This window comes from Kiritimatiella glycovorans, from assembly GCF_001017655.1.
Lineage (GTDB): Bacteria > Verrucomicrobiota > Kiritimatiellia > Kiritimatiellales > Kiritimatiellaceae > Kiritimatiella > Kiritimatiella glycovorans.
The window spans coordinates 910,504-933,799 of record NZ_CP010904.1 but is presented as its reverse complement, the minus strand read 5'-3'; the positions used below and the strand labels follow the sequence as shown (position 1 = coordinate 933,799).

21 protein-coding genes, 1 tRNA gene and 1 riboswitch are annotated in these 23,296 nt (G+C 64.2%); all 22 genes read right to left on the bottom strand.

Annotated features, from left to right (window positions below; translation table 11 throughout):
• Positions 1 to 35 precede the first annotated feature (35 nt).
• Positions 36 to 148, bottom strand: a riboswitch (TPP riboswitch).
• A gap of 222 nt (positions 149 to 370) precedes the next feature.
• The 22 genes from L21SP4_RS03915 to L21SP4_RS03815 all read right to left on the bottom strand — a co-directional run bounded on the left by L21SP4_RS03915 (position 371) and on the right by L21SP4_RS03815 (position 23,220).
• Positions 371 to 1,585: a transposase gene (locus tag L21SP4_RS03915; RefSeq protein WP_052881434.1), complete on the bottom strand. Its 1,215-nt coding sequence runs from the start codon at positions 1,583 to 1,585 to the stop codon at positions 371 to 373.
• A 445-nt stretch (positions 1,586 to 2,030) separates the two neighbouring features.
• Positions 2,031 to 3,470, bottom strand: coding sequence for an IS66 family transposase (gene tnpC, locus L21SP4_RS03910; protein WP_074041530.1), 1,440 nt, complete (start codon positions 3,468 to 3,470; stop codon positions 2,031 to 2,033).
• Entirely contained in the window at positions 3,470 to 4,381 is a 912-nt protein-coding gene (locus tag L21SP4_RS03905) for a Druantia anti-phage system protein DruA (RefSeq protein ID WP_201774599.1), read from the bottom strand. The genes tnpC and L21SP4_RS03905 overlap by 1 nt, the downstream gene beginning before the upstream one ends.
• 270 nt (positions 4,382 to 4,651) lie before the next feature.
• The gene (gene recJ, locus L21SP4_RS03900) at positions 4,652 to 6,391 is read right to left on the bottom strand and encodes a single-stranded-DNA-specific exonuclease RecJ (RefSeq protein ID WP_074041379.1); all 1,740 of its coding nucleotides are present in this window, start codon (positions 6,389 to 6,391) and stop codon (positions 4,652 to 4,654) included.
• A 9-nt stretch (positions 6,392 to 6,400) separates the two neighbouring features.
• Positions 6,401 to 8,875 (bottom strand): protein translocase subunit SecDF, encoded by a 2,475-nt coding sequence (locus L21SP4_RS03895; RefSeq protein ID WP_052881431.1) that lies wholly within the window; start codon positions 8,873 to 8,875, stop codon positions 6,401 to 6,403.
• Between the two features lie 99 nt (positions 8,876 to 8,974).
• Positions 8,975 to 9,322, bottom strand: a complete 348-nt coding sequence (gene yajC / locus L21SP4_RS03890; protein WP_082116509.1) for a preprotein translocase subunit YajC — start codon at positions 9,320 to 9,322, stop codon at positions 8,975 to 8,977.
• Positions 9,323 to 9,368: 46 nt separating this feature from the next.
• Positions 9,369 to 10,529 (bottom strand): tRNA guanosine(34) transglycosylase Tgt, encoded by a 1,161-nt coding sequence (gene tgt / locus L21SP4_RS03885; RefSeq protein ID WP_052881429.1) that lies wholly within the window; start codon positions 10,527 to 10,529, stop codon positions 9,369 to 9,371.
• Positions 10,530 to 10,681: 152 nt separating this feature from the next.
• Complete coding sequence (locus L21SP4_RS03880; protein ID WP_082116508.1) at positions 10,682 to 13,084, bottom strand: C10 family peptidase; 2,403 nt, start codon at positions 13,082 to 13,084, stop codon at positions 10,682 to 10,684.
• A gap of 97 nt (positions 13,085 to 13,181) precedes the next feature.
• Positions 13,182 to 13,258, bottom strand: a tRNA-Arg gene (locus L21SP4_RS03875).
• A 53-nt stretch (positions 13,259 to 13,311) separates the two neighbouring features.
• Positions 13,312 to 14,481: a methionine adenosyltransferase gene (metK, locus tag L21SP4_RS03870; protein ID WP_052881427.1), complete on the bottom strand. Its 1,170-nt coding sequence runs from the start codon at positions 14,479 to 14,481 to the stop codon at positions 13,312 to 13,314.
• Between the two features lie 87 nt (positions 14,482 to 14,568).
• Positions 14,569 to 16,350 (bottom strand): phosphoenolpyruvate--protein phosphotransferase, encoded by a 1,782-nt coding sequence (gene ptsP / locus L21SP4_RS03865; protein WP_052881426.1) that lies wholly within the window; start codon positions 16,348 to 16,350, stop codon positions 14,569 to 14,571.
• 26 nt (positions 16,351 to 16,376) lie between these two features.
• Positions 16,377 to 16,658, bottom strand: a complete 282-nt coding sequence (locus L21SP4_RS03860) for an HPr family phosphocarrier protein (protein WP_052881425.1) — start codon at positions 16,656 to 16,658, stop codon at positions 16,377 to 16,379.
• A gap of 2 nt (positions 16,659 to 16,660) precedes the next feature.
• Positions 16,661 to 17,599, bottom strand: a complete 939-nt coding sequence (gene hprK / locus L21SP4_RS03855; RefSeq protein WP_052881424.1) for an HPr(Ser) kinase/phosphatase — start codon at positions 17,597 to 17,599, stop codon at positions 16,661 to 16,663.
• A 46-nt stretch (positions 17,600 to 17,645) separates the two neighbouring features.
• Positions 17,646 to 17,975 (bottom strand): ribosome hibernation-promoting factor, HPF/YfiA family, encoded by a 330-nt coding sequence (gene hpf / locus L21SP4_RS03850; protein ID WP_052881423.1) that lies wholly within the window; start codon positions 17,973 to 17,975, stop codon positions 17,646 to 17,648.
• Between the two features lie 24 nt (positions 17,976 to 17,999).
• Positions 18,000 to 18,734 carry an LPS export ABC transporter ATP-binding protein gene (gene lptB / locus L21SP4_RS03845; protein WP_052881422.1) on the bottom strand — a complete coding sequence of 245 codons (735 nt, stop codon included), beginning with the start codon at positions 18,732 to 18,734 and terminating at the stop codon, positions 18,000 to 18,002.
• 28 nt (positions 18,735 to 18,762) lie between these two features.
• Positions 18,763 to 19,224, bottom strand: coding sequence for an LptA/OstA family protein (locus L21SP4_RS03840; protein ID WP_052881421.1), 462 nt, complete (start codon positions 19,222 to 19,224; stop codon positions 18,763 to 18,765).
• On the bottom strand, positions 19,221 to 19,700 hold the full coding sequence (locus L21SP4_RS03835; RefSeq protein WP_052881420.1) for an LptA/OstA family protein: 480 nt from the start codon (positions 19,698 to 19,700) through the stop codon (positions 19,221 to 19,223). The genes L21SP4_RS03840 and L21SP4_RS03835 overlap by 4 nt, the downstream gene beginning before the upstream one ends.
• The gene (gene kdsA, locus L21SP4_RS03830) at positions 19,678 to 20,535 is read right to left on the bottom strand and encodes a 3-deoxy-8-phosphooctulonate synthase (RefSeq protein WP_052881419.1); all 858 of its coding nucleotides are present in this window, start codon (positions 20,533 to 20,535) and stop codon (positions 19,678 to 19,680) included. Before kdsA ends, L21SP4_RS03835 begins: the two co-directional genes overlap by 23 nt.
• Before the next feature lie 150 nt (positions 20,536 to 20,685).
• Positions 20,686 to 21,444, bottom strand: a complete 759-nt coding sequence (gene kdsB, locus L21SP4_RS03825; RefSeq protein ID WP_052881418.1) for a 3-deoxy-manno-octulosonate cytidylyltransferase — start codon at positions 21,442 to 21,444, stop codon at positions 20,686 to 20,688.
• Positions 21,441 to 22,460, bottom strand: a complete 1,020-nt coding sequence (locus L21SP4_RS03820; RefSeq protein WP_052881417.1) for a bifunctional heptose 7-phosphate kinase/heptose 1-phosphate adenyltransferase — start codon at positions 22,458 to 22,460, stop codon at positions 21,441 to 21,443. Before L21SP4_RS03820 ends, kdsB begins: the two co-directional genes overlap by 4 nt.
• Positions 22,461 to 22,475: 15 nt before the next feature.
• On the bottom strand, positions 22,476 to 22,676 hold the full coding sequence (locus L21SP4_RS12890) for a hypothetical protein (RefSeq protein WP_144413741.1): 201 nt from the start codon (positions 22,674 to 22,676) through the stop codon (positions 22,476 to 22,478).
• A 64-nt stretch (positions 22,677 to 22,740) separates the two neighbouring features.
• Positions 22,741 to 23,220, bottom strand: coding sequence for a deoxycytidylate deaminase (locus L21SP4_RS03815; RefSeq protein WP_052881416.1), 480 nt, complete (start codon positions 23,218 to 23,220; stop codon positions 22,741 to 22,743).
• Positions 23,221 to 23,296 lie beyond the last annotated feature (76 nt).

Genomic DNA, 23,296 nt, shown 5'->3' with positions numbered 1-23,296 from the left:
TGAACCGGGAGGGAGCCTGGCGCGCGTACGGGCCGTGAGCCCGGACGTCGCTTCCCTCCGCCGGCATAACCCGTACAGGTTCGAAGGGTCTCCCCGGAAGACTCCGGGGATCTCAGTCCCGACCGTCGGGACGCCCCCAGCGACCAAAACCCGCACATTATCCGGCCGCGACCCGGCTGTCAATTGATCCCAGCGATTCTCATTATGGCTTCACCCTTTTCGGTCGGGGTGGCACCCGACCCTCCCAGTGCCCGAAAATGTGTCGGATATCGACTCGGGAGGGACGGCTGCCACGCCGTCCGCGGTCGGAATGCGGCCATAATGAGAACTGCTGCAATTGATCCCCCCCCTTTTGGACTTACCCCAGTTTTCAGCCGAACCCCGGAAACCACGTTTGCGGGAAGCTTGAGACAGGAGGCGAACGGGGATGCGGGCTGCGCGATGCGCCGATGCGGGAGAGAAGAGCGGCGATGCCATCGGCGAGCGCGTAATAGTGGAACTCTGCGATACCGAAGAAGCGTTTTGAGGCCTTGATGGCATAGGCCGAGAGAACGGCCCGTTTTACCGAGCTGCCCAGCCAGACCGCCGAGAAGTAGATCGCGGCAAGCACGAGCGCCATCATGTTCTGGAGGCGCTGGTACGAGAGGACGCGGACGTCTTCGAGCTTGTAGCTCTGCTTGATAAAGCGGAGGGCGTCTTCTACGAGCCAGCGTGAAATATAGCCCTCAACGATGAACCATATCGACTTGCGGCTCTTCGTCACCTCTTCGGTGGTCAGCAGCATCATGGGCTTCCGGCCAAAGCCTTTGACCACGATCAGGTAAAGCCAGGGTTTCTTCCCCGGCATCCTGACTCGCCGGAAACCGTACTCGATCTGATAAGTCTTCTCGCCTTCGCGAGTCTCTTTGACGAGCTGATCGCGATAGAGCATGGGGCAACTCTCCGCCAGATCCAGGGCCCGGCTGTTCTTGCCGCGATAGCGCAGATGGCGGCTGCCCGTCAGCCTGATGATAAATCGCCAATGATTACGGAGAAGGTGGTTATAGATCTTGCAGCGGTCGCCGCCGCGGTCGATCACGTAGATGCCTCGTCTAGAGACCGCCCGGCTGATCATGTTGATGATCTCCCGCAACTGGTGGTTCTCACTGATAAAGTCCGGAGCTTCGGCCGACCACAGGCGATGATGCAGCGGCAGCATGCGGCGCTTGCCCACTTCACAGGCCACGGCCAGGCAGCTCCAGTACCCGTTGACGATCTGCCCCGTGCTGCCGTCACGCACCCGGCCAAGAAAGGGCATCGCTTCGGCGTAGTTCTTCCGGATATCACTCGGGTCCAGAATGATCAGCGTGTCTTTGTGTATCTTGCGCGAGGCGGAGGATGCGATCTCTTTGTTGATCGCCTGATCCATACCCGGGGCGTTCAGGTGGCGAGACAACCGCGCCTCGGTCTTCTTTAATTGGACCGGCTCATCAAGCTTACGCGATAGGGTGCTCAGCTTCACATCCTTGCCCGCCAGCAGCCCGAAGATCATTTGCTCTATGAACCGCTGTTTCGGTTTCGAAAAGTGGGGATAAAATATCCCCATAAATTTCCCGATCTGGTCTCGGATTTTCAGCGCGCTTCGGGTACGGTCCCTGACGGTCTCCTTGTGTTTGTTTTGTCACCTCCATCTTTTGATGGTGTCACTTGGAGACCACTCTATTCCACTTCTATTTTGCCTCTTTTGCCGTCCTGCAGGGGCGTTCCCTCAATTCCCTGCGAAAAACCGGGGATAGTCCTGGACATGCAAATTTATGTGACTACTCAGGTACCCCTCTCCCAGAGGACGGTTGACGATAACGGGCGACGAGAGCGGTCGACGATAGGCGCTTCCAACTCGTGAGCCGTTCTCGTCGCCCGTTATCGTTAGCCGATTCCAGATGGGCTATACGGGATCGAGACGATGGCGGCAAGTCGGGATGGCTCCGCCTGGATTTGCGAGGGGGCGAGTGCGAGTAGGATCGGCGAGGTCCGTTCATCCGCGGCAGAGGCTACGAGGTATTGAGCGCCGGAACGAAGGGGTTTCCGCTGAACAGGCGGGTCAGCGCATCCATAGCGCCGACGGCATTCTTGCGGGCGGTTGAGATGTAGCTTCGAATGCGGCAGAAGGCTTGGGCGCCATCCTCGGTTCGGAACATGCCCGAGATTTTCTGCTGCACCTTCATCATGCGTAGATCGCGCTCAGCCTGATTGTTGTCGAAGGGCACGTTGAAGTCGTACATGAACGCAAGCGCTTCATCGCGGTGCTCGTCGAGCCGTTCGAGCAGGTTACGGGCTTTGGTCTTCTTGCGGCGGCCCCGTCGTTTCTTCGCGTTGCGCGGCAACGGCGGCAGCGGATTCTGCGCGTAGCCTTCGTCGAGGACTTGCTGGTAGCGGGCTTCGAAGGTGTGTAGCTGCCGCCGGTCAAGATGATCGGTCGACTGTTTGGCGAGATCGACGGCCTCTTTGATGTCGAGCAGGCAGTCGATCATGTGGTCGGCCCAGTCCTGCTGGTGCTGCTCATGCGCAAAGATCAGTTCGCGCAAGTGATGGGCGTTGCAGAGGCCATGGAGGCAGTCGTAGCCGAAGTACGGTTTCCAGAAGTCGTGAACGGCGCGTCCGAGGAAGTCGGGCAGGATGCCGATCTCATCGATCGCTTCGCGGCCGCGTTTGCGATGGATGTCATAATAGGTTGCCTGTGCGGTCGAGGCCGAATGCAGCCACCACAGCTTGCCGTCTACCCGTGAGCCGGTCTCGTCGAAGTGTGCCACGGCGGCCTGCTCGATCAACTCCTTGATCTTCTCGACGGGGTCGGCGGCCAACGTGTGGGATTGGGCGATGATATTGCAGAGCGTGCCTTCGCTCATCGGGCAGCCGAAGAAGTCATTCAGCAGTTCGCAGGTTCGGTCATAGGGCAGGAACTGATAGTTCTTCAGGTACACGGCCGCAGCCTTGATCCCCTCGCCGTATTGCACGGGAGCGTTGACCCCTTCGGGGAACGCGGCTTTGTTCAGATGGCCGCAGGCGCAGGTTTTGGTTTCAGCCTGGTGCTCGGTGACGATCAGCCGCAGGGGTGGCAGGTCATGGACTTGACGCTTTTCGATGCCCTCGACGGATTGATCGGCTAGAGAGCGGCCGCAGTGTTCGCATTCCTTCACACGGTGCACTTCGGTGTGCTCGGGCTTGTCGGCCATCGCGAGCGTATGGCCGGTATGGCCGGGCTGGCCGCCGGACTTGCGCTTGCCCTTCTTGCGCAGGCTTTTGGGCGCAGGTTTCTTGAAGCCGTCGCTGGAGGGCGGTTTGCTGCTGTTGCGCGAGTTTTTGGCGAGTTGGTTCTCAAGAGACTGAACGCGTTCTTCCAGAGCACGGATGCGCGCATCCATCATCAACAGTACCCGCACGACGGTTTCCTTGCCGGCGTCGTAGATCGCTTCGGCCTCTTGGCGTGTCATCACCTGCCCGCCCTCCCTTCGGTTCGGGAGCAGGCGGGTGCGCACAACTCCCGCCGGAACTCCGGGATAAGCGGATACAGATACACGTCCTTGACCGGCGCCTGGATGCGGCGGTCTCGATCGTTGCGGGTCCGCCCCTGCGTTGCGCCCAGGCGCATCCAGTTCGCGGCCCGGTAGCAGGTGCCTTTGAATCGGGAACGGTCCACGAACGTTTCCAAGGCATGCACGGGATGAGCGTACTTGCCCTGCCAGTCATCCCGGATGCGCCGGGCAATGAGGCCGAGGACGTGGCTGGCCAGATGCGGGACTTCGACCCAGGGCAGGATCAGGAAACGCGTATTGTTGGTCAATGCCTGGAGATTGCGTTCACGGCAGGCCCGATCCCAGCCGAGGAAACGATCCCGATCCGCGCATTTCCATGCCGCCGAACCGAACAGCGCACAGGCCACGAGCCGACCGTGCCGGTCGCGGATCAGATAGCGCAGGTTCTCGCCCACCGTGTTGCGATGGCCCAAGTAGTGGTATCGGCCCAGCAGCCCTTTGAACAACTGCGAGTTATCCGAACGTGGGGCGACAAGGTCTGCCGACAGGGGCCGCAATGCGCTCAGGTCAGAGCGAATCGGTTCGGCGGCAGGTTCTACGGCAGGCACGCACCGGTTGCGGAAATGATTGGAAGACGGGCGTTGACGCGCCGGCAACTCGATGCATCCGCGTCGCTCCAGCTTCAACAGCAGGGAGCGCGCCGCCATGTCCTTGATACGGCCCTGCGCGTTGCGCCAGTTCCAGCAGCGGCACAGTTCTTCGCTCAGGCGGGTACGCCCCCAGTCCCGATGCTCTGCCATCAAATCCCGGATCAAGGCGATCTCGCCGTCCGTGATTCTCCGCCCCTGAATGACCATAGCCTGTGCCATGGTCAGCAGCGTAGAAGACCACGCGATCCGAGTCCAGCAGAAAATCGGGTTTTTTCTGTTGCGCTCGGGGGGGGTAGACTACGATTGTTTCAGTGGTAGCGCCATGGTGGGGCTACCTGAGTAGTTACATTCTGGTTTCTTATTCAGGTTTCAGGTCTCAGCCTTCCCACTCCCTCTTCTTACTCAGGTTTCAGGTCTCAGCCTTCCCACTCCCTCTTCTTACTCAGGTTTCAGGTCTCAGCCCTCCCACTCCCTCTTCTTACTCAGGTTTCAGGTCTCAGCCCTCCCACTCAATCCCTCCCCCTCCCCTTCCCGGAAGTCGCACACCTGGAGTTGCGGCGTGGTCCGGCCGCGAAAGGTGTTGTCGCGCAGGCGGCCGACGATATCGAAGCAGCCGCCGGGAATCTCGCGGTCGGCCATGCGGAAGGCGATCGCGTTCAGCCGGTTCCGGCCGTCGGTGATGCGAAACTTCCAGTGTCGATCGCCCACGACCCGGGGTTCGCCGTCGACCCGCACGCCGCGAATCATCCATACCGGTTCCGGATTGGCCTCGCCGAACGGTGCCAGACGCTGGAGTGCCCGCCGGAACTCGGGCGTGAAGTCCCCGAGCGACGCCTCCCGGTCGATTTCGAGCACGGGGCGCAGGTCGGCGTCCGCCAGGCATGTCGCCGCATGTTCGGCGAACGCGGCCCGGAACTCCTCGAGCCGGCCGGCCTTCACCGTGACCCCCGCCGCCAGGGCGTGACCGCCGAACCGCTCGAGCGGCCCGGCGCAGGCGGTCAGCGCCGCATGCAGGTCGAAGCCCTCGATGCTCCGTCCCGATCCGCGCCCCACGCCCTCTTCGTCGAGTCCGATCACCATGGCGGGACGGCGGTAGCGGGCGCAGAGGCGGGAGGCGACGATCCCCAGCACGCCGGGATGCCAGCCCTCCCCCGCGGCCAGCACTGCGTAGTCCCGGTCCGGGTCGAAGGCGGCATCGACCTGTTCGACGGCGCGTTCACGAATTCTTCGCTCCATATTCCGTCGCTCGGTATTGGCGCGCTCCAGCTCGCGCGCGCCCTCGGCACAGGCCTCGGGATCGCCGGAGAGCAACAGGTCCAGCGCCCGCGCGGCGGTGCCCACCCGTCCCGCCGCGTTGAGCCGCGGTCCCAGCACGAACCCGATGTGGTAACACGTCCACTCGCGCTCGCGGTGCAGGTCCGCCGCCTCGGCGAGCGCCCGTACGCCGGCCCACTTCGAGCGCGCGAGCCTCCGGAGCCCGGCGTGCACCAGTATCCTGTTCTCCCCGCGCAGCGGCACGAGATCCGCGACGGTGCCGAGGGCCACGTAGTCGAGCAGCTCGCGCAGATCGACCTCCGGCCGCCCGCCGTTGCGGTGTTTCAGCAGCGCATGACAGAGTTTGAAGGCCACGCCGACGCCGGCCGGCGGGGCATCGGAGGAGTCCGGTTCCCCGTGCTTCGGATTCACCACGGCCACCGCGGCGGCGATCCGCGTGTCCGGCTCGTGATGGTCGGTCACGATGACGTCGACACCCGCCGCCCGCGCGCGCTCGACGGCATCCACCGCGTTCGTCCCGCAGTCGACGGTGACGATCAATCCGGGGGCGTGTTCGGCGAGGCAGCGGTCGAGCGCCTCCGCGGTGAGTCCGTAGCCCTCCTCGATCCGGTGAGGAACGAAGGGCTCCACGCGACCGCCGAGTCTGCGCAGCACCCGCACCAGCAGTGCCGTGGCGGTCAGTCCGTCCACGTCGTAATCGCCGAACACCGCCACCTTCTCGCCGCTCCGCAGCGCCCGCTCGATACGCTCCACCGCGGAATGCATACCCTCATAGGCAAACGGGTCGGCGAGATCACGGAGGCGCGGGTGCAGAAACGACTGCGCCCACTCCGGCTCGCCACAGCCCCGCTGCGCCAGCACGGCGCCGAGCGGTTCAGGGATCCCGCAGGCCTGCGCCACGCGGCGCGCGGCCTCGGGATCGGGGTCTCGCATGACCCAGCGAGTGGAGTGCATATCCCTTCTTTACGCGCTCTTCTTGTCGTCGGGATGCCACAGCAGCACCGTGGGGGTGGCCACGAAGATCGACGAGTACGTACCCACGAGCACCCCGATCAGCAGCGTCAGCGCGAAGTCGTTGATCGCGCCGCCGCCGAAGAGCAGCAGCGCCAGCACGGCAATCAGGGTCGTGATCGACGTCAGCAACGTACGGCTCAGGGTCTGGTTGATACTCAGGTTCGCGATCTCGCTGTACGGCCTTCCCTTGATCAGGCCCAGATCCTCGCGGATGCGGTCGAACACCACGATCGTATCGTTGACCGAATAGCCCACGATCGTAAGCAGGGCCGCAATGACGGGCAGGCTGAGCTGACGGCCGAAGAGACAGTAGAGCCCGACGGTCATCAGCACATCGTGCGCCAGGGCGACGATCGCTCCGATCGCGAAGGCGAACTCGAAGCGGATCGAGATATAGATAATGATCCCGAGCAGGGCGGTCCCGATCGCGAGGACCCCTTTCCGCTGCAGCTCCGCTCCGATCTGCGGTCCGACCCGGTCGACCTTGATCGCCTCAAAGCCCGCCGATTCGAAACTGCCGGTGACCAGTTCGCGCACGTTTTCCCCTTTGCCATAGGGCACCTTCACCTGCAGGTACTCGGGCGTCTCGCCCGCGGCGTTGCGCGTCAGTTCCTGCTGATACTGGATCTGGGCGTCCTCGACCCCGGCCGCGTCGAGGGTCTCCCGCACATCCTGAACGGGCACGCGACGGTCGAAGCTGAACGTGATGGACGAACCGCCGGTGAAGTCCACGCCGAAATTGCCGGCGCCCTTCATGCCGAAGACCGCCCAGGTAATGATCAGCAGGACCAGCGAGGCAAAGCCGGCGATGCGGCGGCGGCCCAGGAAGTTGAAGTCGGCCTTCTTGACGATCGAGAGCATCCGCAAAGTCACGGCCTTCGTCCGCTGGGCCAGCACATTGAGGAACATACGGGTGGCGACCAGTGCGACGAACATACTGACGACGATCCCCGCGCTCAGGATGACGGCAAAGCCCCGGATCGGGCCGGAGCCCTGCCAGAACAGGATCAGGGCCGTGAGCAGGGTGGTGAGGTTGGCATCGAAGATCGTGCTGAACACCTTCTCGTACCCGGCCGAGATCGCGCCGCGTAGCGTCTTGCCTGCCTTGAGTTCCTCGCGTATGCGCTCGAAGATCAGCACGTTGGCGTCGACCGCCATCCCGATCGTCAGCACGATCGCGGCGATGCCGGGCAGGGTGAGCACGGGCAGGCCGGCGGCCCCTCCCCCCTCGAACGAACCGGCAAACATCCCGAGAAATCCGGAGACGAGCCACATGCCCAGCGGAAGCAGCAGCAGGTCGAGCACCAGCGCGGCGTCGGCGATCACGCCGGCCATGAAATAATAGGCGATGACGAAGATCAGCACGGCGATCCCGCCGAAGATGACGGCGCGCGTGCCGCTGCGGATCGAGTCGCGGCCCAGGGTCGGATCCACGCTGCGTTCTTCGATCAGCTCAACGGGTGCGGGGAGCGAGCCGGCGCGCAGGATGAGGGCGAGGTCCTGGGCCTCTTCGGGCTTGAAATTGCCGCGGATGACCGCGTTGCCGCCGTAGATCGGCTCATCGATTGTCGGCGCCGAGTAGAGCTTGTTATCCAGCACGATCGCGAGCTGACGCCTACCTTCCATCTCGGGGTTCTTCGAACCTCCCGGCGCGTAATCGGCCGTGACGCGGCCGAACCGCTTGGCACCGCGGGCGTCGAACGAGAGCGTGACGACCGCCTGCCCGAGCTGGCGGTAATCGACCGAGGCGTGCTTCAGATACTCCCCGGTCAGTTCGGGACGCACCTTCACATAGTACGGTTTATAGAGCGTCTCGTCGCGCCGGTCCACCTCCTCCAGCAGGAGTTCGTAGCCCGCCGGGGCGTGGAAGTCGCGGCGCGCGCGCCGGAGCGCCTCGATGCGGTCCTCGCCGAGTTCGGAAAACTTTTCGGTCCGGCGGAAGAGATACTCCTTCCAGCTCTGCCCCGAGGCGGCGTCGTAACGCTCCAGCTCGACCAGTTCGTGGCCGGGGGGCGTCCAGCCGTTCGCGAACAGCCGGTTGACGAGTTCGCGGTTTTCGTCGTGCACCATGCGGAATTCGAGGAAGGCTACGCTTTTGAGATTGTCGAGCGCGCGGTCACGGTCTTCAGGGGTCAATCCCGGGAGCTGGACGACGATCCGGTTCTGGCGGGGTTTGAGGTAGATATTGGGCTCCTCAATGCCCATGCTGTCCACACGGTTGCGGATCACCTCGAGGGCCCGCTGAGGGGCGTCCTTTTTCTCGTCCTCGCTCAGCTCCTCCATGTCGACCTGCAGCACGAAGCTCGTCCCGCCGCGCAGGTCGAGTCCCAGCTTGACCTTTTCCTCGAGAGGCGTAACCAGCACCAGCGACCACAGGGTCAGGCCGGCCAGCAGCACCCATTTCCAGATCGTATTCCGCTCCATCTCTTCCGCCTTTCCTTCGTGCGAAGGTCCGCAGCTCAGGGGATTGCCCTACATCACGCCGCGGGCGCCCGCCCGCGGCCGGGGATCAGCCGGGCGAACCTAGCCCGCATTCTCCGCGCCTTCAAGCGTATCGTCATCCGTCAGCACCCGGCTCACGGCGCTCTTCACGACATCGACTTTCACGTTTTCCGCGATCTTGACCGTGAAGATCCGGTCCTTGACGTTCGAGACCCTGCCGATCATCCCGCTGGTGAGCAGCACCTGGTCGCCGCTCTTCACCGAGGCGATGAGCTGCTGCCGCTGTTTCTCGCGTTTACGCTGGGGCCGGATCAGCAGAAAGTAGAAAATGGCGATCATGATGATCAGCCAGCCGAACATGAAGATCGGCGATTGTTCGCCCTGCTGCGGCTGCGCCGCCTGGGCCAGCATCGGTATCCATGGTTGCATCGGGGGTTCCTCCTGCGTTCAGGTTGCTCGTCCGTTCCGTCGAAACTCAGAGATCGTCGCGTACGCCGCGGTACTCCGCCGCAAACGAACGCGCGAACGACGCGTAGGTTCCGGCTTCGATATGCGTTCTCATTTCCTCCTGCAGCCGACCGTATACCTGCAGGTTATGCTCCGTCACCAGCCGCGGTCCCAGCATTTCGTTCGTATTGAACAGGTGCCGTATATACGCCCGGCTGAACCGCGCGCATACCTCGCATCCACATTCCTCCTCCAGCGGCGCCGGGTCGGTCCGGAAGCGTCCCGCCTTGACCGGGTAGCGCCCGCGCCGCGTCATCACCGTTCCGTTGCGCGCCAGCCGGGTCGGCATCACACAGTCGAACATATCGACTCCCCGGGCGACCGCGTCCACGATCTGCGCCGGATCGCCGACGCCCATCAGGTAGCGCGGCCGATGCGGCGGAAGGTGGCGGGCCGTATCCTCGACGCCCCGCGTAATCAATTCTTCGCCCTCCCCCACGCTCACGCCGCCGATCGCGTAGCCGTCGAACCCGAGGTCCGCCAGCCTGCCGGCGCACTCTTCCCGCAGATCGGAGAAAATCCCGCCCTGAACGATGCCGAAGACGATCTGTCCCTCCGCGCGCGGAGCGCGTGCGCAACGAACGGCCCAATCTAGGGTCCGCTGAACGGCTTTACAAGTGTAATCCCGATCGGAGGGATCGGGCGGGCACTCGTCGAACGCCATGGCGATATCCGATCCCAGCCGCCGCTGAATCTCCATGGCCTCGTCCGGGCCGAGAAACCGCTCTGCTCCGTCGACGTGCGAGCGGAACCGCACGCCGTCCTCCGTCACCTCCCGCAGGGAGGCGAGGCTGAACACCTGGTAGCCGCCGCTGTCGGTGAGGATCGCGCCGTTCCATCCCATGAAGGCATGCAGGCCGCCGAGCCGCTCGATCACTTCCGCACCGGGGCGCTCGGAGAGGTGGTAGGTGTTGCCGAGAATAATCTCGATCCGCAACTCCTCGAGTTCGCGGGGCGTCATCCCCTTGACGGTCGCCTGGGTGCCGACGGGCATGAACACCGGGGTGTGTACGGGGCCGTGCGCCGTCTGCAGCACGCCGCAGCGCGCGTCGGTTTCCGCGTCGCGCGCGCGCACCTCAAAACGCCCCGCCTGCGCCCTGCCCTCTCGCTGTTCCGCTTCCGCCGTCACTCAGACTCCCCGCCCGCACCTCGTCCCGCAGATTTCCACCCTGAACCCATCCGCCATTGTCCCCGCCCGCACTGCGAAATCAATTATGAAACGTCGGCGGTGAGGCGGCAGCCGGCGGGAACGCGGACACACGGTCCCGGACGGGGTGCCGGCTACTCCATGTAGATCTCGACTCTGTAGAAATAAGGTCCGCAGCCCGTCGCGCCCGTATCGGTGTAGCGGTTGGTTCGGGGGGTGGCGGGCAGATCGTCCGCCCGCACGCTGAAGGTGTGGGGAGGCTGCAGACCCTCCGTCCGCATCACGCGGTAGGTCCTGCCGGAGACCGACGCCCAGGTCAGCTCGGGCACGCCGGAATCCGCGGCACAGCGCCGTACCCTGAAATAACTGGACGACTCCTCAGGATCGGTGCCCGCGTAATATTCCTCGAGGTCCGTGTACCGGTCCTTATCCCCGTCGGCGGTCGCGACGCGGCCGGTGGCGGTGCCGGAATACGTAAGTTCCCAGCCGTTCGGCAACCCGTCCCCGTCCACATCGCCCGTCGCGCTCAAGGCCACCTCCACGCCCACCGGCGGGCTGCGCCGCTGCCAATTCGTCCCGTTATGAGCCTCCAGCGCATGGTAATACAGATCATCCTCCACGCAGGTGACCAACACATTGGTCTGCGACGACGGGATCGCATCGTCGAGCAGACGCCATTCCAGCCCCTCAAAGTCATTGATCTCGATTTGATCGAGCCATACTCCCCCGGACGTATAAAAGGAGTCGCCGCCCTCACGCACATACTGAAACCGCACCCATAGCTCCTTCCCGGCGTACATGCTCAGATCGAGGTCGCTGTGGAGCCAGTAGTCATCCCATCCCGTGCCGGAACGGTTCATGAGCGTATCCCATGACTGTCCGCGGTCGGAGGACACCTTCACGTAGAACGAGTCGTCGGACAGGATGGTTTTATAGTCGAACGACAGTTTCGTGGAGCCGGACGGGATGAGGGGGTCGGCGAGCGTGAGTGCGGCGCGGCCCGGGTCCGAAGGCCGGTGGAAACAGGACCCCGTTCCGTCAACGCCGGGTGTGTCGAGTTCCCATCCGCCCGACGTCTCCCAGCGCGAAAAATCGTCCGCCGCCTCAAACAGCGCGGAGGGAGCGTAGGCGGCCTGTTTCAGCCGGTATCCCGTCACGGCGGCGGCGGAACAGGCGGGAAACGACCACCGCAGTTCGACGTGACCCGTCGTATTCGTGCCTGCATCGGGAGAATCGAGCAGCGGCCGGAACTGGGGGCGCATTCCGTAATACGCGGTCTGAAAGCTGCTGCCGTTGATGTTGGAAGGCTCGTACCAGCCGTCGTTCGTTCCGCCCCATCCGTAGTTGATATGAAAATAATCGGCGCCGCTTTCCTCGCTGAGCCCGTCGACGACGAAAGCGTGGCCGGGGATGCTCGCGGGACAGGGACGGCCCGCGAGCATCTCGTCGCGCAACAAGCCGTCGAACCCCCCGGGGTCCTCATCGCGATCCATGGGGGTCGCCCGTTCGTAAAAGAAGTGGGATTCGGCGCGCCCGACCAGATCTCCCGAATAGGCGGCCGAGCCGTCATGTTCGTAATCCATTTCAACGGCCACGCCGAGTTCGTACATCAGCTCCGACACTGCTTCCACGGCCGCAGCGGCTTCAGAACTCCAGGGATCGTAGTCGTTCTGCATCGCGGACCACGCATAGACGTCCGAAAACACGGCGCTGAACACGCCGGTGATCGACCCCGCGCGGTCGGTATAGGTATGCGCTTCACGACCCCGGGACGGCCACTCGTAGAAGTTCATGATCTGGGCCCCGGCCACGGCCACGCACCCCGCGGGCGCTTTCCCGTCGTAATAGGCCGAGGCGGCCGGATCCTCGGGGCACCCTTCGTTGTAGTGGTTGCACTGGTCCCAGGTCGTGCTCAGCATGGCATCGACCAGAATTCCGGTCTGCTGGTACTCCGCGTCCAGGAGCATTCCATCATAGGCGGTTTCTTCGCTCAGCCATGCATCCCATCTCGCTCTGTTCTCCGACACGAAATCGGAGGCGCCTGCGATCCGGAGCTGATTCCCGCCGGCCCTGTCGAGTCCGTCCAGCGTCATGCGCGCCCTGGACAGATCGCGTTCAAGCATCGCGCGCAGGGCGTTGCGGGGGTCGTCCGCAAGATTCAGGTCGTTCTCCGCGCTGAAACAGAGAATCGGCGGCATGCGGTCATCCGCCCCCAGCACCAGGTATCCGCGGGGATCGAGGTCGGCGTGCCATGCGGTTGGTGTGCCCTGACCGCCCAGCGCGAGCGGTTCGACCGTCCGTATACTGAACAGTACGCCCGAAGGCATACGCGATTCCGCGCGGGCGAACACGAGGCTTTTCGCGAGCCACTGCGCCGCCGCCCGCGTCGCGTCCGTCCTGCTCACCGCGGCGGCCGGGGCCCGCGTGCCGCATGCCAGGAAGAGGGCCGCGGCGATGAGGCCGGGCACCATCGTGGCGGTGCGCATTCCGGAACCCCGTCGCGCCCTCCTCAGACTGTGTTCCCGAACCCTCTTCATCGTTCTTTCCCGGGGTCGATGACGAATCACCGAACACGGGACCCCCCTGCGGAACGCTGACACGCTCCGGGGCGCATGGCAAGGCGGGGCACTGAAATGGCGTACCCTACAGGAGTCGAACCTGTAACCTCCTGATCCGTAGTCAGGTGCTCTATCCAATTGAGCTAAGGGTACGCCGAAAGGCGGAGACCGTACCGCAGCCGTCGCTGCGGTACAACAGCAAAATATTATTTCGCCGCGGATTTCAGCGCGTCCACGCGATCCGTCTTCTCCCACGGGAACTGCGGCCGGCCGAAGTGTCCGTAGGCCGCGGTATCCCGGTACGACCAACCCTCGGGCTTCAGCAGTCCGAGTTCATCGACGATCGCCTTCGGGCGGAAGTCGAAGACCTTGCCGCTCTGGAGGATTTTTTCGAGTTCTTCGTCCTCCATCCGGCCGGTGCCGTAGGTATCCACATTGATACTGAGCGGTTCGGCCACCCCGATGGCATAGGCCACCTGGATCTCGCACTTGCCGGCCAGACCGGCCGCGACGATATTCTTCGCGGCGTAGCGCGAGTAGTACGCGGCCGAGCGGTCGACCTTGGAAGGGTCCTTGCCCGAGAACGCGCCGCCGCCGTGGCTGCCCACGCCGCCGTACGTATCGACGATGATCTTCCGGCCGGTCAGACCCGCGTCGCCGTGGGGGCCGCCGATCACGAACTTGCCGGTGGGGTTGATGAAGAAACGCGTGTCGTCGCGCAGCATCCCGGTCGGTTCGAGTACCCGCCGGCAGATCGGTACGATCTCTTCCTTGATCTGCTGCAGCGGGACGTCCGCAGTCTGCTGCGAGATCACCACCGAAGTGATATGTTCGGGATTGCCGTCCCGGTACTGGACGGAAACCTGCGACTTGGCGTCCGGGCGGAGATAGTCCAGCTCCTGCTCGTTGCGCGCCTTTTTGAGTTCCAGAAGCAGGCGGTGACTGAAGGCAATCGGCGCAGGCATCATTTCATCGGTCGCGTCCGTCGCGTAACCGAACATCATGCCCTGGTCGCCGGCCCCCTGCTCTTCCCCGGAGACGCCCTGACTGATGTCGGGCGACTGGCTGTGAATGCGGCACAGATATTCGAAGGTATCGGCGCAGAACATCAGTTCCTCGCGGTCGTAGCCAATGTCCCGGACGACCTCGCGGGCCAGCTTGTCGGGATCGATATCGTCCCATCCGGCGCAGGTGATCTCCCCGGCATTGACCACCAGATTCGTCGTCACCAGCGTCTCGCAGGCGACACGGCTCCGAGCGTCTTTTTTCAGGCATGCGTCGAGCACGGCGTCCGAAACCTGGTCGCAGACCTTGTCCGGATGACCTTCCGATACCGACTCCGACGTGAACACGTGATCCGTTCGAATTTTACTCATGGATAAATCCTTCCTCCACTTTACTTGGGTTCAACGGGGTCGCCGCCCCGCTATATCCGCATATTCGGATATAGTCATATACAGGACTTAATCGAGGAGTTCAAGCACTTCTCCCGCAATTTCGCGGGTCAGCTCGCGGCATCGGCGGCGGACGGTGACGGGGGAGCGGTACTGCATGCATTTCTGGGCCAGCTCGCGCGCGTCGCTGTATTTCAGTTTCCGGATGACGTCCTTGATCATCGGCGCGAGGATGGGGGTGACGCTGAGTTCATCGATGCCCAGGCCGATCAGCAGGGGGGCGAGCACGGGATCGCCGGCCATTTCCCCGCAGATGCTGACCCAGATATCGTTTTTATGGCCGGCTTCCACGACATACTGGAGGAGTTTCAGGATCGCCAGGTGGGTCGGTTCGTACAGATGGCTCACGTGGTCGTTTACGCGGTCGACGGCCAGGGTGTACTGGATCAGGTCGTTGGTGCCCAGGCTGAAGAAGTCGACATGGGGGGCGAACAGTTCGGCGCACAGGGCTGCCGAGGGGATCTCGATCATCACGCCGACCGGGATATTCTCGTCGAACTCCACGCCCTCGTCGCGCAGCTCGTCCTTGCATTTTTCGAGCATCCGGTTCGCGGCCTTGAGTTCCTTTGTGCAGCAGACCATGGGATACATGATCCGGACGTTGCCGTGGCGGCTCGCGCGCAGGATCGCCCGGAGCTGGGGCCTGAAAATATCGGGCCGGTCGAGGCAGAACCGGATGGCGCGCCAGCCGAGGAAGGGATTCAGCTCGTTCGAGGTCTGTTCGCTGGGGAGTATGCGGTCGCCGCCCACATCGAGCGTGCGGATCACGACCGGTTCCGGGGCCAGTTCCCGGGCGACGCTCCCGTAAACGTCCGCCTGGGAATCCTCCGAGGGCGGCTCGGCGCGGTTGAGAAACAGGTATTCGCTGCGGAAGAGCCCCACTCCGGAGGCGCCGTGCTTGCGCAGCAGGCGGAGTTCCTCCGCCCACTCGATATTGGCGCTGAGCCGCACCGCGTAGCCGTCGGCCGTCTTCGCCGGCTGTTCGCGGAGCTGCTCCAGTTCGTGCAGGATATGGCGTTGTTCTTCGGCCCGCTTCCCATACTCCTTCATCCGCTTGGCGGTGGGATTGATGATGAAGAGCCCTTTCCCGCCGTCGATCAGGACGCGGTCGCCGTGGGCCACGCGCCGGGTCACGTCGTGCAGGCCCACCACTGCGGGGATCTCCATGGTCTGGGCCATGATGGCCGTGTGCGAAGTGGAGCTTCCCAGGTTGGTGGCGAATCCCCGGACCACCTCGCGGTCGATGGTGGCCGTATCCGAGGGCGAGAGGTCGGGGGCTACCACGACACAGGGTTCTTTCAAATCCCGGAGCGAGGTCTCCGAAAGGTTCATGAGGTTGCGCAGGATGCGCTGGGTCACGTCTTTCACATCCGCCGCCCGCTCGCTCAGGTACTGGTCCTCGACCCCGGAGAGTACGTCCGCGTACTTGCCGGACACCTGAACGAGCACCGACTCCACGTTGCGCCGCTGCTCTTTGATCTCGCGGATCACTTCCTCGATGAACGACCGGTCGTCGGCGACCATCAGGTGCGCGTCGAAGATGCTGGCGTCCTCGCGTCCGAGCGCCTGGCTCAATTCGGACTGGATGCGGTGAAGCTGTTCGCGGGTCTGGCTGAGCGCCTCTTCGAAGCGTTCGATCTCCTTCGGGATCTCGGATTTGGCGAGGTTGCGCTCCGGCGGTTCGACTTTTTCCGGGCGGATCAGGCGCACTTCGCCGGACACCACGCCCGGCGCCACCCCGATGCCGCGCAGTACAGTTTCCCTGCGGCCCTGCTGTTTGCTCGATGTCATCTTTTAACGCGCTTCGTCCGCCTGGCTCAGTCCTCGTAGAAACCGTTTGCGAACAGCTCTTCGACGGCCGCCACCGCATCTTCCGCGTCCGGCCCCTCCACGACGAGCTGAAACCTTGCGCCCTGATATCCCTCCAGCGTGAGCACCCCCATGATACTCTTGGCCGAGACGCTGTTTTCGGCATGCGTGATCGTGATCTCGCTCTCATAGTTCGCGGCGGTCTTCACCAGCATCGCGGCGGGGCGCGCGTGGATGCCCAGCCGGTTGCGGACCTCAAGTTCCCTGGTGATTTTCCGGTTTCCGCCCATGGTCAGCGCACGCTCCTCCTCTGAAGCGCAGTGACCAGCTTCTCGTCCAGCTCCTTGGCGGCGTCATGCCCCATGAACTTGAGTTTCTGGTTCAGCGCGGTGGCCTCCACGATATTCGCCATGTCCCGTCCCGGCATCACCGGGAGTTCCACCCTGGGAACTCTTGCCTCGAGCAGTTCGATCTCGTCCGGGCCGTTCTCTTCGCCCCGGCCCGCTTTTTCGGAGCCGGGCTTGACGAGGTCGATGACGAGATCGAGCGGGCACTCGCCCCGGATCGAAGAGACGCCGTACAGGCTGGGGACATGAATGATGCCCAGCCCCCGGATTTCCATGTGATAGCGGGTGAGTTCGCTGGCGGAACCGACCAGGCGCCCCGAGGCGAGCCGGCGCAATTCCGTGACATCGTCCGAGACGAGACTGTATCCGCGCTCGATCAGCGTCAGGGCCGTCTCGCTCTTGCCGATGCCCGCCGCGCCGCGGATCATCACGCCGATGCCCATCATATCGAGCATCGTACCCTGCACCCGGCGGCGGGGTGCGGTCAGGTCCTCGATCAGCACCGTGCATTCATTGATGAAGAGGCTGGTGATCATCGGGGTGCGCATGACCGGGATCCTGAACTCGTCGGCGAGCGCCCGCAGCTCGTCGGGCGCGTGCCGGTTGCGGGCGAGCACAATGGCGGGTACGCGCCGCTGGCAGAACTGGCGCAGACGCCGGTTCCGCTCCGGCCCGCCGAGACTTTTCATGTAGGTGAACTCAGCCAGGCCGAACACCTGCAGGCGGCGGAACGCGAAGTACTGGAAGAAACCGGTGAGTGCGAGGCCGGGGCGGTTGATCGCGCGTTCGAGAATCTCGTTATCGAACCCCTCCCCGCCCGCTTCCAGCTCCAGCGAAAACGGCTCGCGGGCCTCTTCCCATAACTCTTTTACCTTCAGATTCATGGCGGCATTCTAGCAGTAACTCGGCGCGGGGAAAGGGAAAGCGTCCCTATTCGCCGTGCGCCTCCATCTCGCCCAGCCCTTCGGGATGCCGGCTTCTGCGCTTATCACGCAGCCGCCTGAGCTGTTTCTCCGCGCGCTCGATCGCCTCGTCGATCGACGTGTACATGTCGTCCGATTCCGCTTTGCCCTCGATCCGCGCATGCTGCGCGCCCTGAACCTGGATTTCAGCGAAATGGCGGTGTTTCTCCAGGTCGAGCACGACGTGGACGTTTTCCGTTTTCGGGAAATCGGCAAAGGCGTGCTGCACTTTCCCGTGGATATGATCACGAATCGCGTCCGTGATATCGACATGACGTCCGGTCACATTGATCTGCATCGGCGGTCCTCCTTCTGTTTGGATCTACATGCTGAAACGCGGGCCCAGGTAGAGCTCGCGGCTTTTTTCGTCGTTGATCAGAAATTCGCTGTCGCCCTCCCGGAGCACTTTCCCCTCGCACATCAGGTAGGCGCGATCCGTGATCGCCAGCGTCTCGCGCACGTTATGATCGGTGATGAGCACCCCGAGTCCGCGCTCCCGCAAGCCCTTCACGATCTCCTGCACGTCGTACACGGCCAGCGGATCGACGCCGCTGAAGGGCTCGTCGAGCAGAATGAGCGAGGGATTGGTCACCAGCGCGCGGGTGATTTCGAGCCGCCGCCGCTCACCGCCGCTCAGCGTGTAGGCCCGCTGTCCGGCGAGGTGCGTAAGGTTCAGTTCCTCCAGCAGGAAACGCAGGCGCTCCCTGCGGTCGCGCCTCGAGATGGGAAGCATCTCGAGCACGGCCATCAGGTTCTGGGCGACCGTGAGCCGCCGGAAGATCGAGGGTTCCTGGGCCAGGTACCCCATGCCCAGCCGCGCGCGGCGATACATCGGGGTTTTCGTGACCTTCGATCCGCGGAAGCGCACGTCCCCGCCGTTCGGATGAATCAGGCCCACGATCATGTAAAAGGTCGTCGTCTTGCCCGCGCCGTTCGGCCCCAAGAGTCCGACGATCTCACCCGGACGCACCGTCAGCGACACGTGATCGACCACGCGCTTTCGCCGGTAACTTTTTTCCAGATCATCCGTCTGGACGAGATAGTCGTTTCCGCTCATGACCTTCCGCAGTATAGCTTCCGCCGCCCTACCGGTCCAGATCGAACCCGGAATCGTCCCGGTCCAGGAACAGTTTCAGGCGGGCCCCCGACTCGCACACCATGCGGTTTTCGTCCCGCCAGAAACGAATCACTTCGCCCTCCAGCACGTCCTGATCCCGCATCACCTTCGGATCGTCACGCAGCACGAATTCGCCGCTTTCCGCATCATAGGTTACGCGTCCCGCCTCCGCCCTGCGGTTTTCCTGCACGATTTCGACCTCGCCCCGGGCCTCAATGGTCCTGACTCCGCCCCCGGGCGTGAAATGGACGGTAAGCGTGGAGCAGGTCATTTCCATTTCCGGGTCCACGACGCGGACGTTGTCCTGAAAGACGGCGCGGTGCTCCTCGTAATTGAAATCCAGCCGCTCGGCCGTGATCTCCGTCGAGGCCGCCCGCACTCCGCCCGCCAGCAGCGCCGCCAAAAACAATCCCGTGATCGTCTTTTTCATTCCGATGTCTTCCCTCCGTTCAATCCCAGGCGCTCCTGGTTCAGGGTCACGCGCGCGCCGTCCGTGATGCGGAAGCGGCGGGTCTCACGCTCAAACACGAACCGGGTGCCGCGGATCACCGCGTCCGGCAGTTCGATCCGCACCCGGCCGTCCGAAAAGGCGCGCTCGCGGTCGCGGTCATACCGGCAGTGGGGGGCCTCCACCACGGCGGCCGTGCCCCCGCCACGATAGAATTCGATGCGCAGACCCCGGATCTCGACCATGCCCTCGCCCAGCATCCTGGCGTGATCGCCAAAGATCTGAGAGAGCATCTCGCCGTCGTCACCATACTCCGGCGCGCGGAAGCCGCTGATCTCGAGCCCCGGCTCGACCGCGGGTTCGCCGTCCCCCTCCCCTTTCGCAGCCGAGCAGCACGCCGCGGGGATCAACAGCAGAGCTAAGAACCATGCGAGATTATCGTACCGCAGCGAGCGCATCGCGAATCACTTTCAGTTGTCGCCACAGCCTGCTCAACTCGTTCAGCGGAATACTGTTCGCCGCGTCCGAAAGCGCCTGTTCCGGCCTGCGGTGGGTCTCCATGAATACCGCATCGCAGAACCCGCCGGCCACGGCGCCGCGGGCCAGCACGGGGGCCCAGCGGCGGTCCCCGCCGGTCGCGCTCCCGGCTCCGCCCGGCGCCTGAACGCTGTGCGTGCAGTCGAACACCACCGGGCAGCCGGTCCGCCGCAGGATCGGCAGACTGCGCATGTCCGCGACCAGCGCATTGTAGCCGAAGCTGGCGCCGCGCTCGGTCAGCAGAATCCTGCGGTTGCCGCTCGAGCGCACTTTTTCGACCACATGCGCCATGTCCCACGGCGCCATGAACTGCCCCTTCTTGACGTTTACGGCGCATCCGCTCTCGCCCGCGGCCATCAGGAGGTCCGTCTGCCGGCAGAGAAATGCGGGGATCTGGATCATGTCGACCGCCCGCGCCGCCGCGGGGACCTCCTGCTCGCTGTGTACGTCCGTCACCACGGGCACGCCGACCCGCTCGCGGACCTCGGACAGAATCTCGAGCCCCTCCGCGAGCCCCGGCCCGCGATAGGACCGGAGGGACGTGCGATTGGCCTTGTCGTAAGAGGCCTTGAAGATGAAGGGGATATCCAGGCGCCGGGACAGACGCCGCAGCGCGCGGGCGAGATCGAGACACATCTCCCGGCTCTCGATCACGCAAGGCCCCGCCACCATGACCAGCGGATTCTTTCCGCCGATCCGGACCTCGCCGACCTTCACCGTCCGGCTCCGTCCTGCGTTCTGCTCCCTGTCATTCATAATTCGTGCGCGACATCCTGACGGCTCCGGCGCGGAATGAAAAGGGAAAAGGGGATGGGGTAAAGCGCGTGAGGGCAGGGATTCTGCTGTACAGCCGAAGGCCGTCCGGCGCGTCCGTACCCCTGTCTTACTCTGACTCTGACTCTGACTCTAACTCTGATTCTGATTCAGAACCCTCTCCACCCTCTCCACATCCTCCGGGGTGTCGACGCCGGTGCCGTAATCCTCCGTGCGCAGCACGCATATCGCGGCGCCCATGCGGAGCGCCCGGAGCTGCTCGAGTTTTTCGGCCCGCTCCAGTGCATCGGGCGCTTCCGCGACCATCCGGAGGAGAAACGGGCGGCGGTAGGCGTAAATGCCTATGTGCCGCCAGTAGAGAGGTTCCGGCAGGGACTCGTCGGCGTCCCTCACGTGAGGGATCGCCGCCCGGGAGAAATAGAGCGCCCGGCCGCGGGCGTCGCAGACGACTTTCACCACGGAAGGCTGCCGGATGCGTTCGTCCGCCGAGGACATCGGGGACGCCGCGGTCGCCATGTCCCAGCCCTGCTCTTCGGTGAGCACGGCGGCGAGACGATCGATCAGCGCCGGTTCGATCAGCGGTTCATCGCCCTGAATATTCACGATCACTTCGGCCTCTTCGGATCCGACGGCCTCCGCCACGCGGTCGGTGCCCGAGGGGTGGCCGGGACGGGTCATGACGGCCTGCACCGCCCCGTCCGCATAGGCCTCCACCGCCTCGCGCACCCGGTCGTCGTCCGTCGCCACCCGCACCCCCGCCAGCCGCCCGGCGGCGCGTACCCGGTCGAGCACGTGGTAGAGCAGCGGACGGCCCGCCACCGGAGCGAGCACCTTGCCGGGGAACCGGGTCGACGCCCAGCGGGCCGGGATGACTCCGATCGCCCGGGTCATGCCTGCTCCCTCTGCCACGAGCGCGCGTATTCGACCAGTTCTTCGGGTCCGCAGCGCGCGGTCCCGATTTTTCCGACCACCACCCCGGCCGCGAGGTTGGCGATTTCCGCGGTCTCTTCGGGCGTGGCGCCGGAGATCATCGCCAGCATGGCCGCCGCCATCACGGTGTCGCCGGCGCCGCTGACGTCGAACACCTCGCGCACCATCGTGGGAATGTGGCGCGGCGCCCCCTCGCGGGCGAACACCAGCATGCCGCCCGGCCCCAGCGTCACGAAGAGCTGATCGGTCCGCCATTGCTCACGCAGCTTTTCACCCGCCGCGCAGAGCGGCCCGTCCTCCAGCGGATTCTCCGCGGGGGGCGACCACGGGATCGCGGCGGCCGAAAAAGCCTCCGCGCGGTTCGGCGTGGCCAGGGCCAGACCCTCAACCCTCAGAGAATGCCCCTCCCTGGGATCGTACCCCGCGGGGAGTCCCCGCTCCGAAGCTTCCCGCAGCACAAAATCGACGACATCCTGCCCGAGCGTACCCTTGCCGTAGTCTTCGAGAATCACCGCCGAAACACGGTCCATCTCGAACCGCAGCCGTTCACAGAAGCGTTCGAAGCCCGCCCGGTCGAGTTCAAAAGGGCGCTCCCGGTCGACGCGGACCACCTGCTGCCGCTCGGCGACCACTCTCGATTTCACGGCGGTGCTCACCCCTTCCAGCCCCAGCAGTTCATCGGCGATATCCCACCGGCGGAACACCTCGCGCAGGTCGCGGGCCGCGGCGTCGCAGCCGACCAGACCGGCGACGACCGCGTCGCCGCCCAGCGAGGCGATATTGGCGCCGACGTTGCCGACCCCGCCCGGCATGTCGTGCTCTTCGCGGACGCGGACGACCGGCACCGGAGCTTCGGGCGATATGCGTTCCACGGACCCGTAGACAAAACGGTCGAGCATCGGGTCGCCCACGGCCAGCACACGCCGTCCGCGGAAGGCGGTTACCATTTCGCGCACACGATCAGGGGCCAGGTCCATGTTCGCTCCTCATTCTCAACCGAAGCCGCGGTTCAGGACGATGCGTAGACGTCCCGCCATCACGGCGTAGCGGGTGTGACAACGGCGGCACAGGTAGTGGCGGGTAAAGGGCAGCCATGTCCACGCACCGCGCCGTTTAAGCCGGGAACGCTCCGCGGCCGTACATTTCGGACATCCTTCCGACCGCGTCCCCGAGTACTTTCGGACTTGTCTCATCCCAGCCATCCCTCCGCAGCCGCGTTTATCGCACAGGAACACGGGCCGGACGAGGTGAAAAAAGTCAGGCTTTTGTTTGCGTCCTCCGGTATCGGCGGCACTGCACCCCCGCCTCCGCGAACAGTGAACGGGCCTGTTCGGTAAAATGATATTCCTCTTCGTACACCACCTCGACGATCCCCGCATTGATGATCATCTTGGTGCAGAGCAGGCAGGGATTGAGCATGGAGTACAGCGTTCCCCCCTTCACCGCGATACCGTGACAGGCCGCCTGAACGATGGCGTTCTCTTCGGCGTGCGCGCAGATGCACTCGCCCAGTCCACCGCCGGAGCCGACTTCGGAAGAACACCGCGGGCAGCCCCCCTCGAAACAGTTCCGGATCCCCCGCGGCGTGCCGTTATAGCCCGTCGATACGATGCGCCGGTCGCAGACGATAAGGGCGGCGACCTTGCGGCGCATGCAGTTCCCGCGGCTCGAAACCACGTGACAGATGTCCATGAAATACGTGTCCCAGTCCGGCCGCGCTGAGGATGAATGGCTCATGGCGGCGAGTGTAGGGACCCGCCGATGCGGGGTCAAGAGGGAGGGAGTAGAGTCGGAATCAGAATCAGAGTAAGAG

Coding starts and splice junctions, on each gene's coding strand:
- L21SP4_RS03915 (WP_052881434.1), bottom strand. CDS start 1,585: ATGGGGATATTTTATCCCCACTTTTCGAAACCGAAACAGCGGTTCATA.
- tnpC (WP_074041530.1), bottom strand. CDS start 3,470: ATGACACGCCAAGAGGCCGAAGCGATCTACGACGCCGGCAAGGAAACC.
- L21SP4_RS03905 (WP_201774599.1), bottom strand. CDS start 4,381: ATGGCACAGGCTATGGTCATTCAGGGGCGGAGAATCACGGACGGCGAG.
- recJ (WP_074041379.1), bottom strand. CDS start 6,391: ATGCACTCCACTCGCTGGGTCATGCGAGACCCCGATCCCGAGGCCGCG.
- L21SP4_RS03895 (WP_052881431.1), bottom strand. CDS start 8,875: ATGGAGCGGAATACGATCTGGAAATGGGTGCTGCTGGCCGGCCTGACC.
- yajC (WP_082116509.1), bottom strand. CDS start 9,322: ATGCAACCATGGATACCGATGCTGGCCCAGGCGGCGCAGCCGCAGCAG.
- L21SP4_RS03880 (WP_082116508.1), bottom strand. CDS start 13,084: ATGAAGAGGGTTCGGGAACACAGTCTGAGGAGGGCGCGACGGGGTTCC.
- metK (WP_052881427.1), bottom strand. CDS start 14,481: ATGAGTAAAATTCGAACGGATCACGTGTTCACGTCGGAGTCGGTATCG.
- ptsP (WP_052881426.1), bottom strand. CDS start 16,350: ATGACATCGAGCAAACAGCAGGGCCGCAGGGAAACTGTACTGCGCGGC.
- L21SP4_RS03860 (WP_052881425.1), bottom strand. CDS start 16,658: ATGGGCGGAAACCGGAAAATCACCAGGGAACTTGAGGTCCGCAACCGG.
- hprK (WP_052881424.1), bottom strand. CDS start 17,599: ATGAATCTGAAGGTAAAAGAGTTATGGGAAGAGGCCCGCGAGCCGTTT.
- hpf (WP_052881423.1), bottom strand. CDS start 17,975: ATGCAGATCAATGTGACCGGACGTCATGTCGATATCACGGACGCGATT.
- lptB (WP_052881422.1), bottom strand. CDS start 18,734: ATGAGCGGAAACGACTATCTCGTCCAGACGGATGATCTGGAAAAAAGT.
- L21SP4_RS03840 (WP_052881421.1), bottom strand. CDS start 19,224: ATGAAAAAGACGATCACGGGATTGTTTTTGGCGGCGCTGCTGGCGGGC.
- L21SP4_RS03835 (WP_052881420.1), bottom strand. CDS start 19,700: ATGCGCTCGCTGCGGTACGATAATCTCGCATGGTTCTTAGCTCTGCTG.
- kdsA (WP_052881419.1), bottom strand. CDS start 20,535: ATGAATGACAGGGAGCAGAACGCAGGACGGAGCCGGACGGTGAAGGTC.
- kdsB (WP_052881418.1), bottom strand. CDS start 21,444: ATGACCCGGGCGATCGGAGTCATCCCGGCCCGCTGGGCGTCGACCCGG.
- L21SP4_RS03820 (WP_052881417.1), bottom strand. CDS start 22,460: ATGGACCTGGCCCCTGATCGTGTGCGCGAAATGGTAACCGCCTTCCGC.
- L21SP4_RS12890 (WP_144413741.1), bottom strand. CDS start 22,676: ATGAGACAAGTCCGAAAGTACTCGGGGACGCGGTCGGAAGGATGTCCG.
- L21SP4_RS03815 (WP_052881416.1), bottom strand. CDS start 23,220: ATGAGCCATTCATCCTCAGCGCGGCCGGACTGGGACACGTATTTCATG.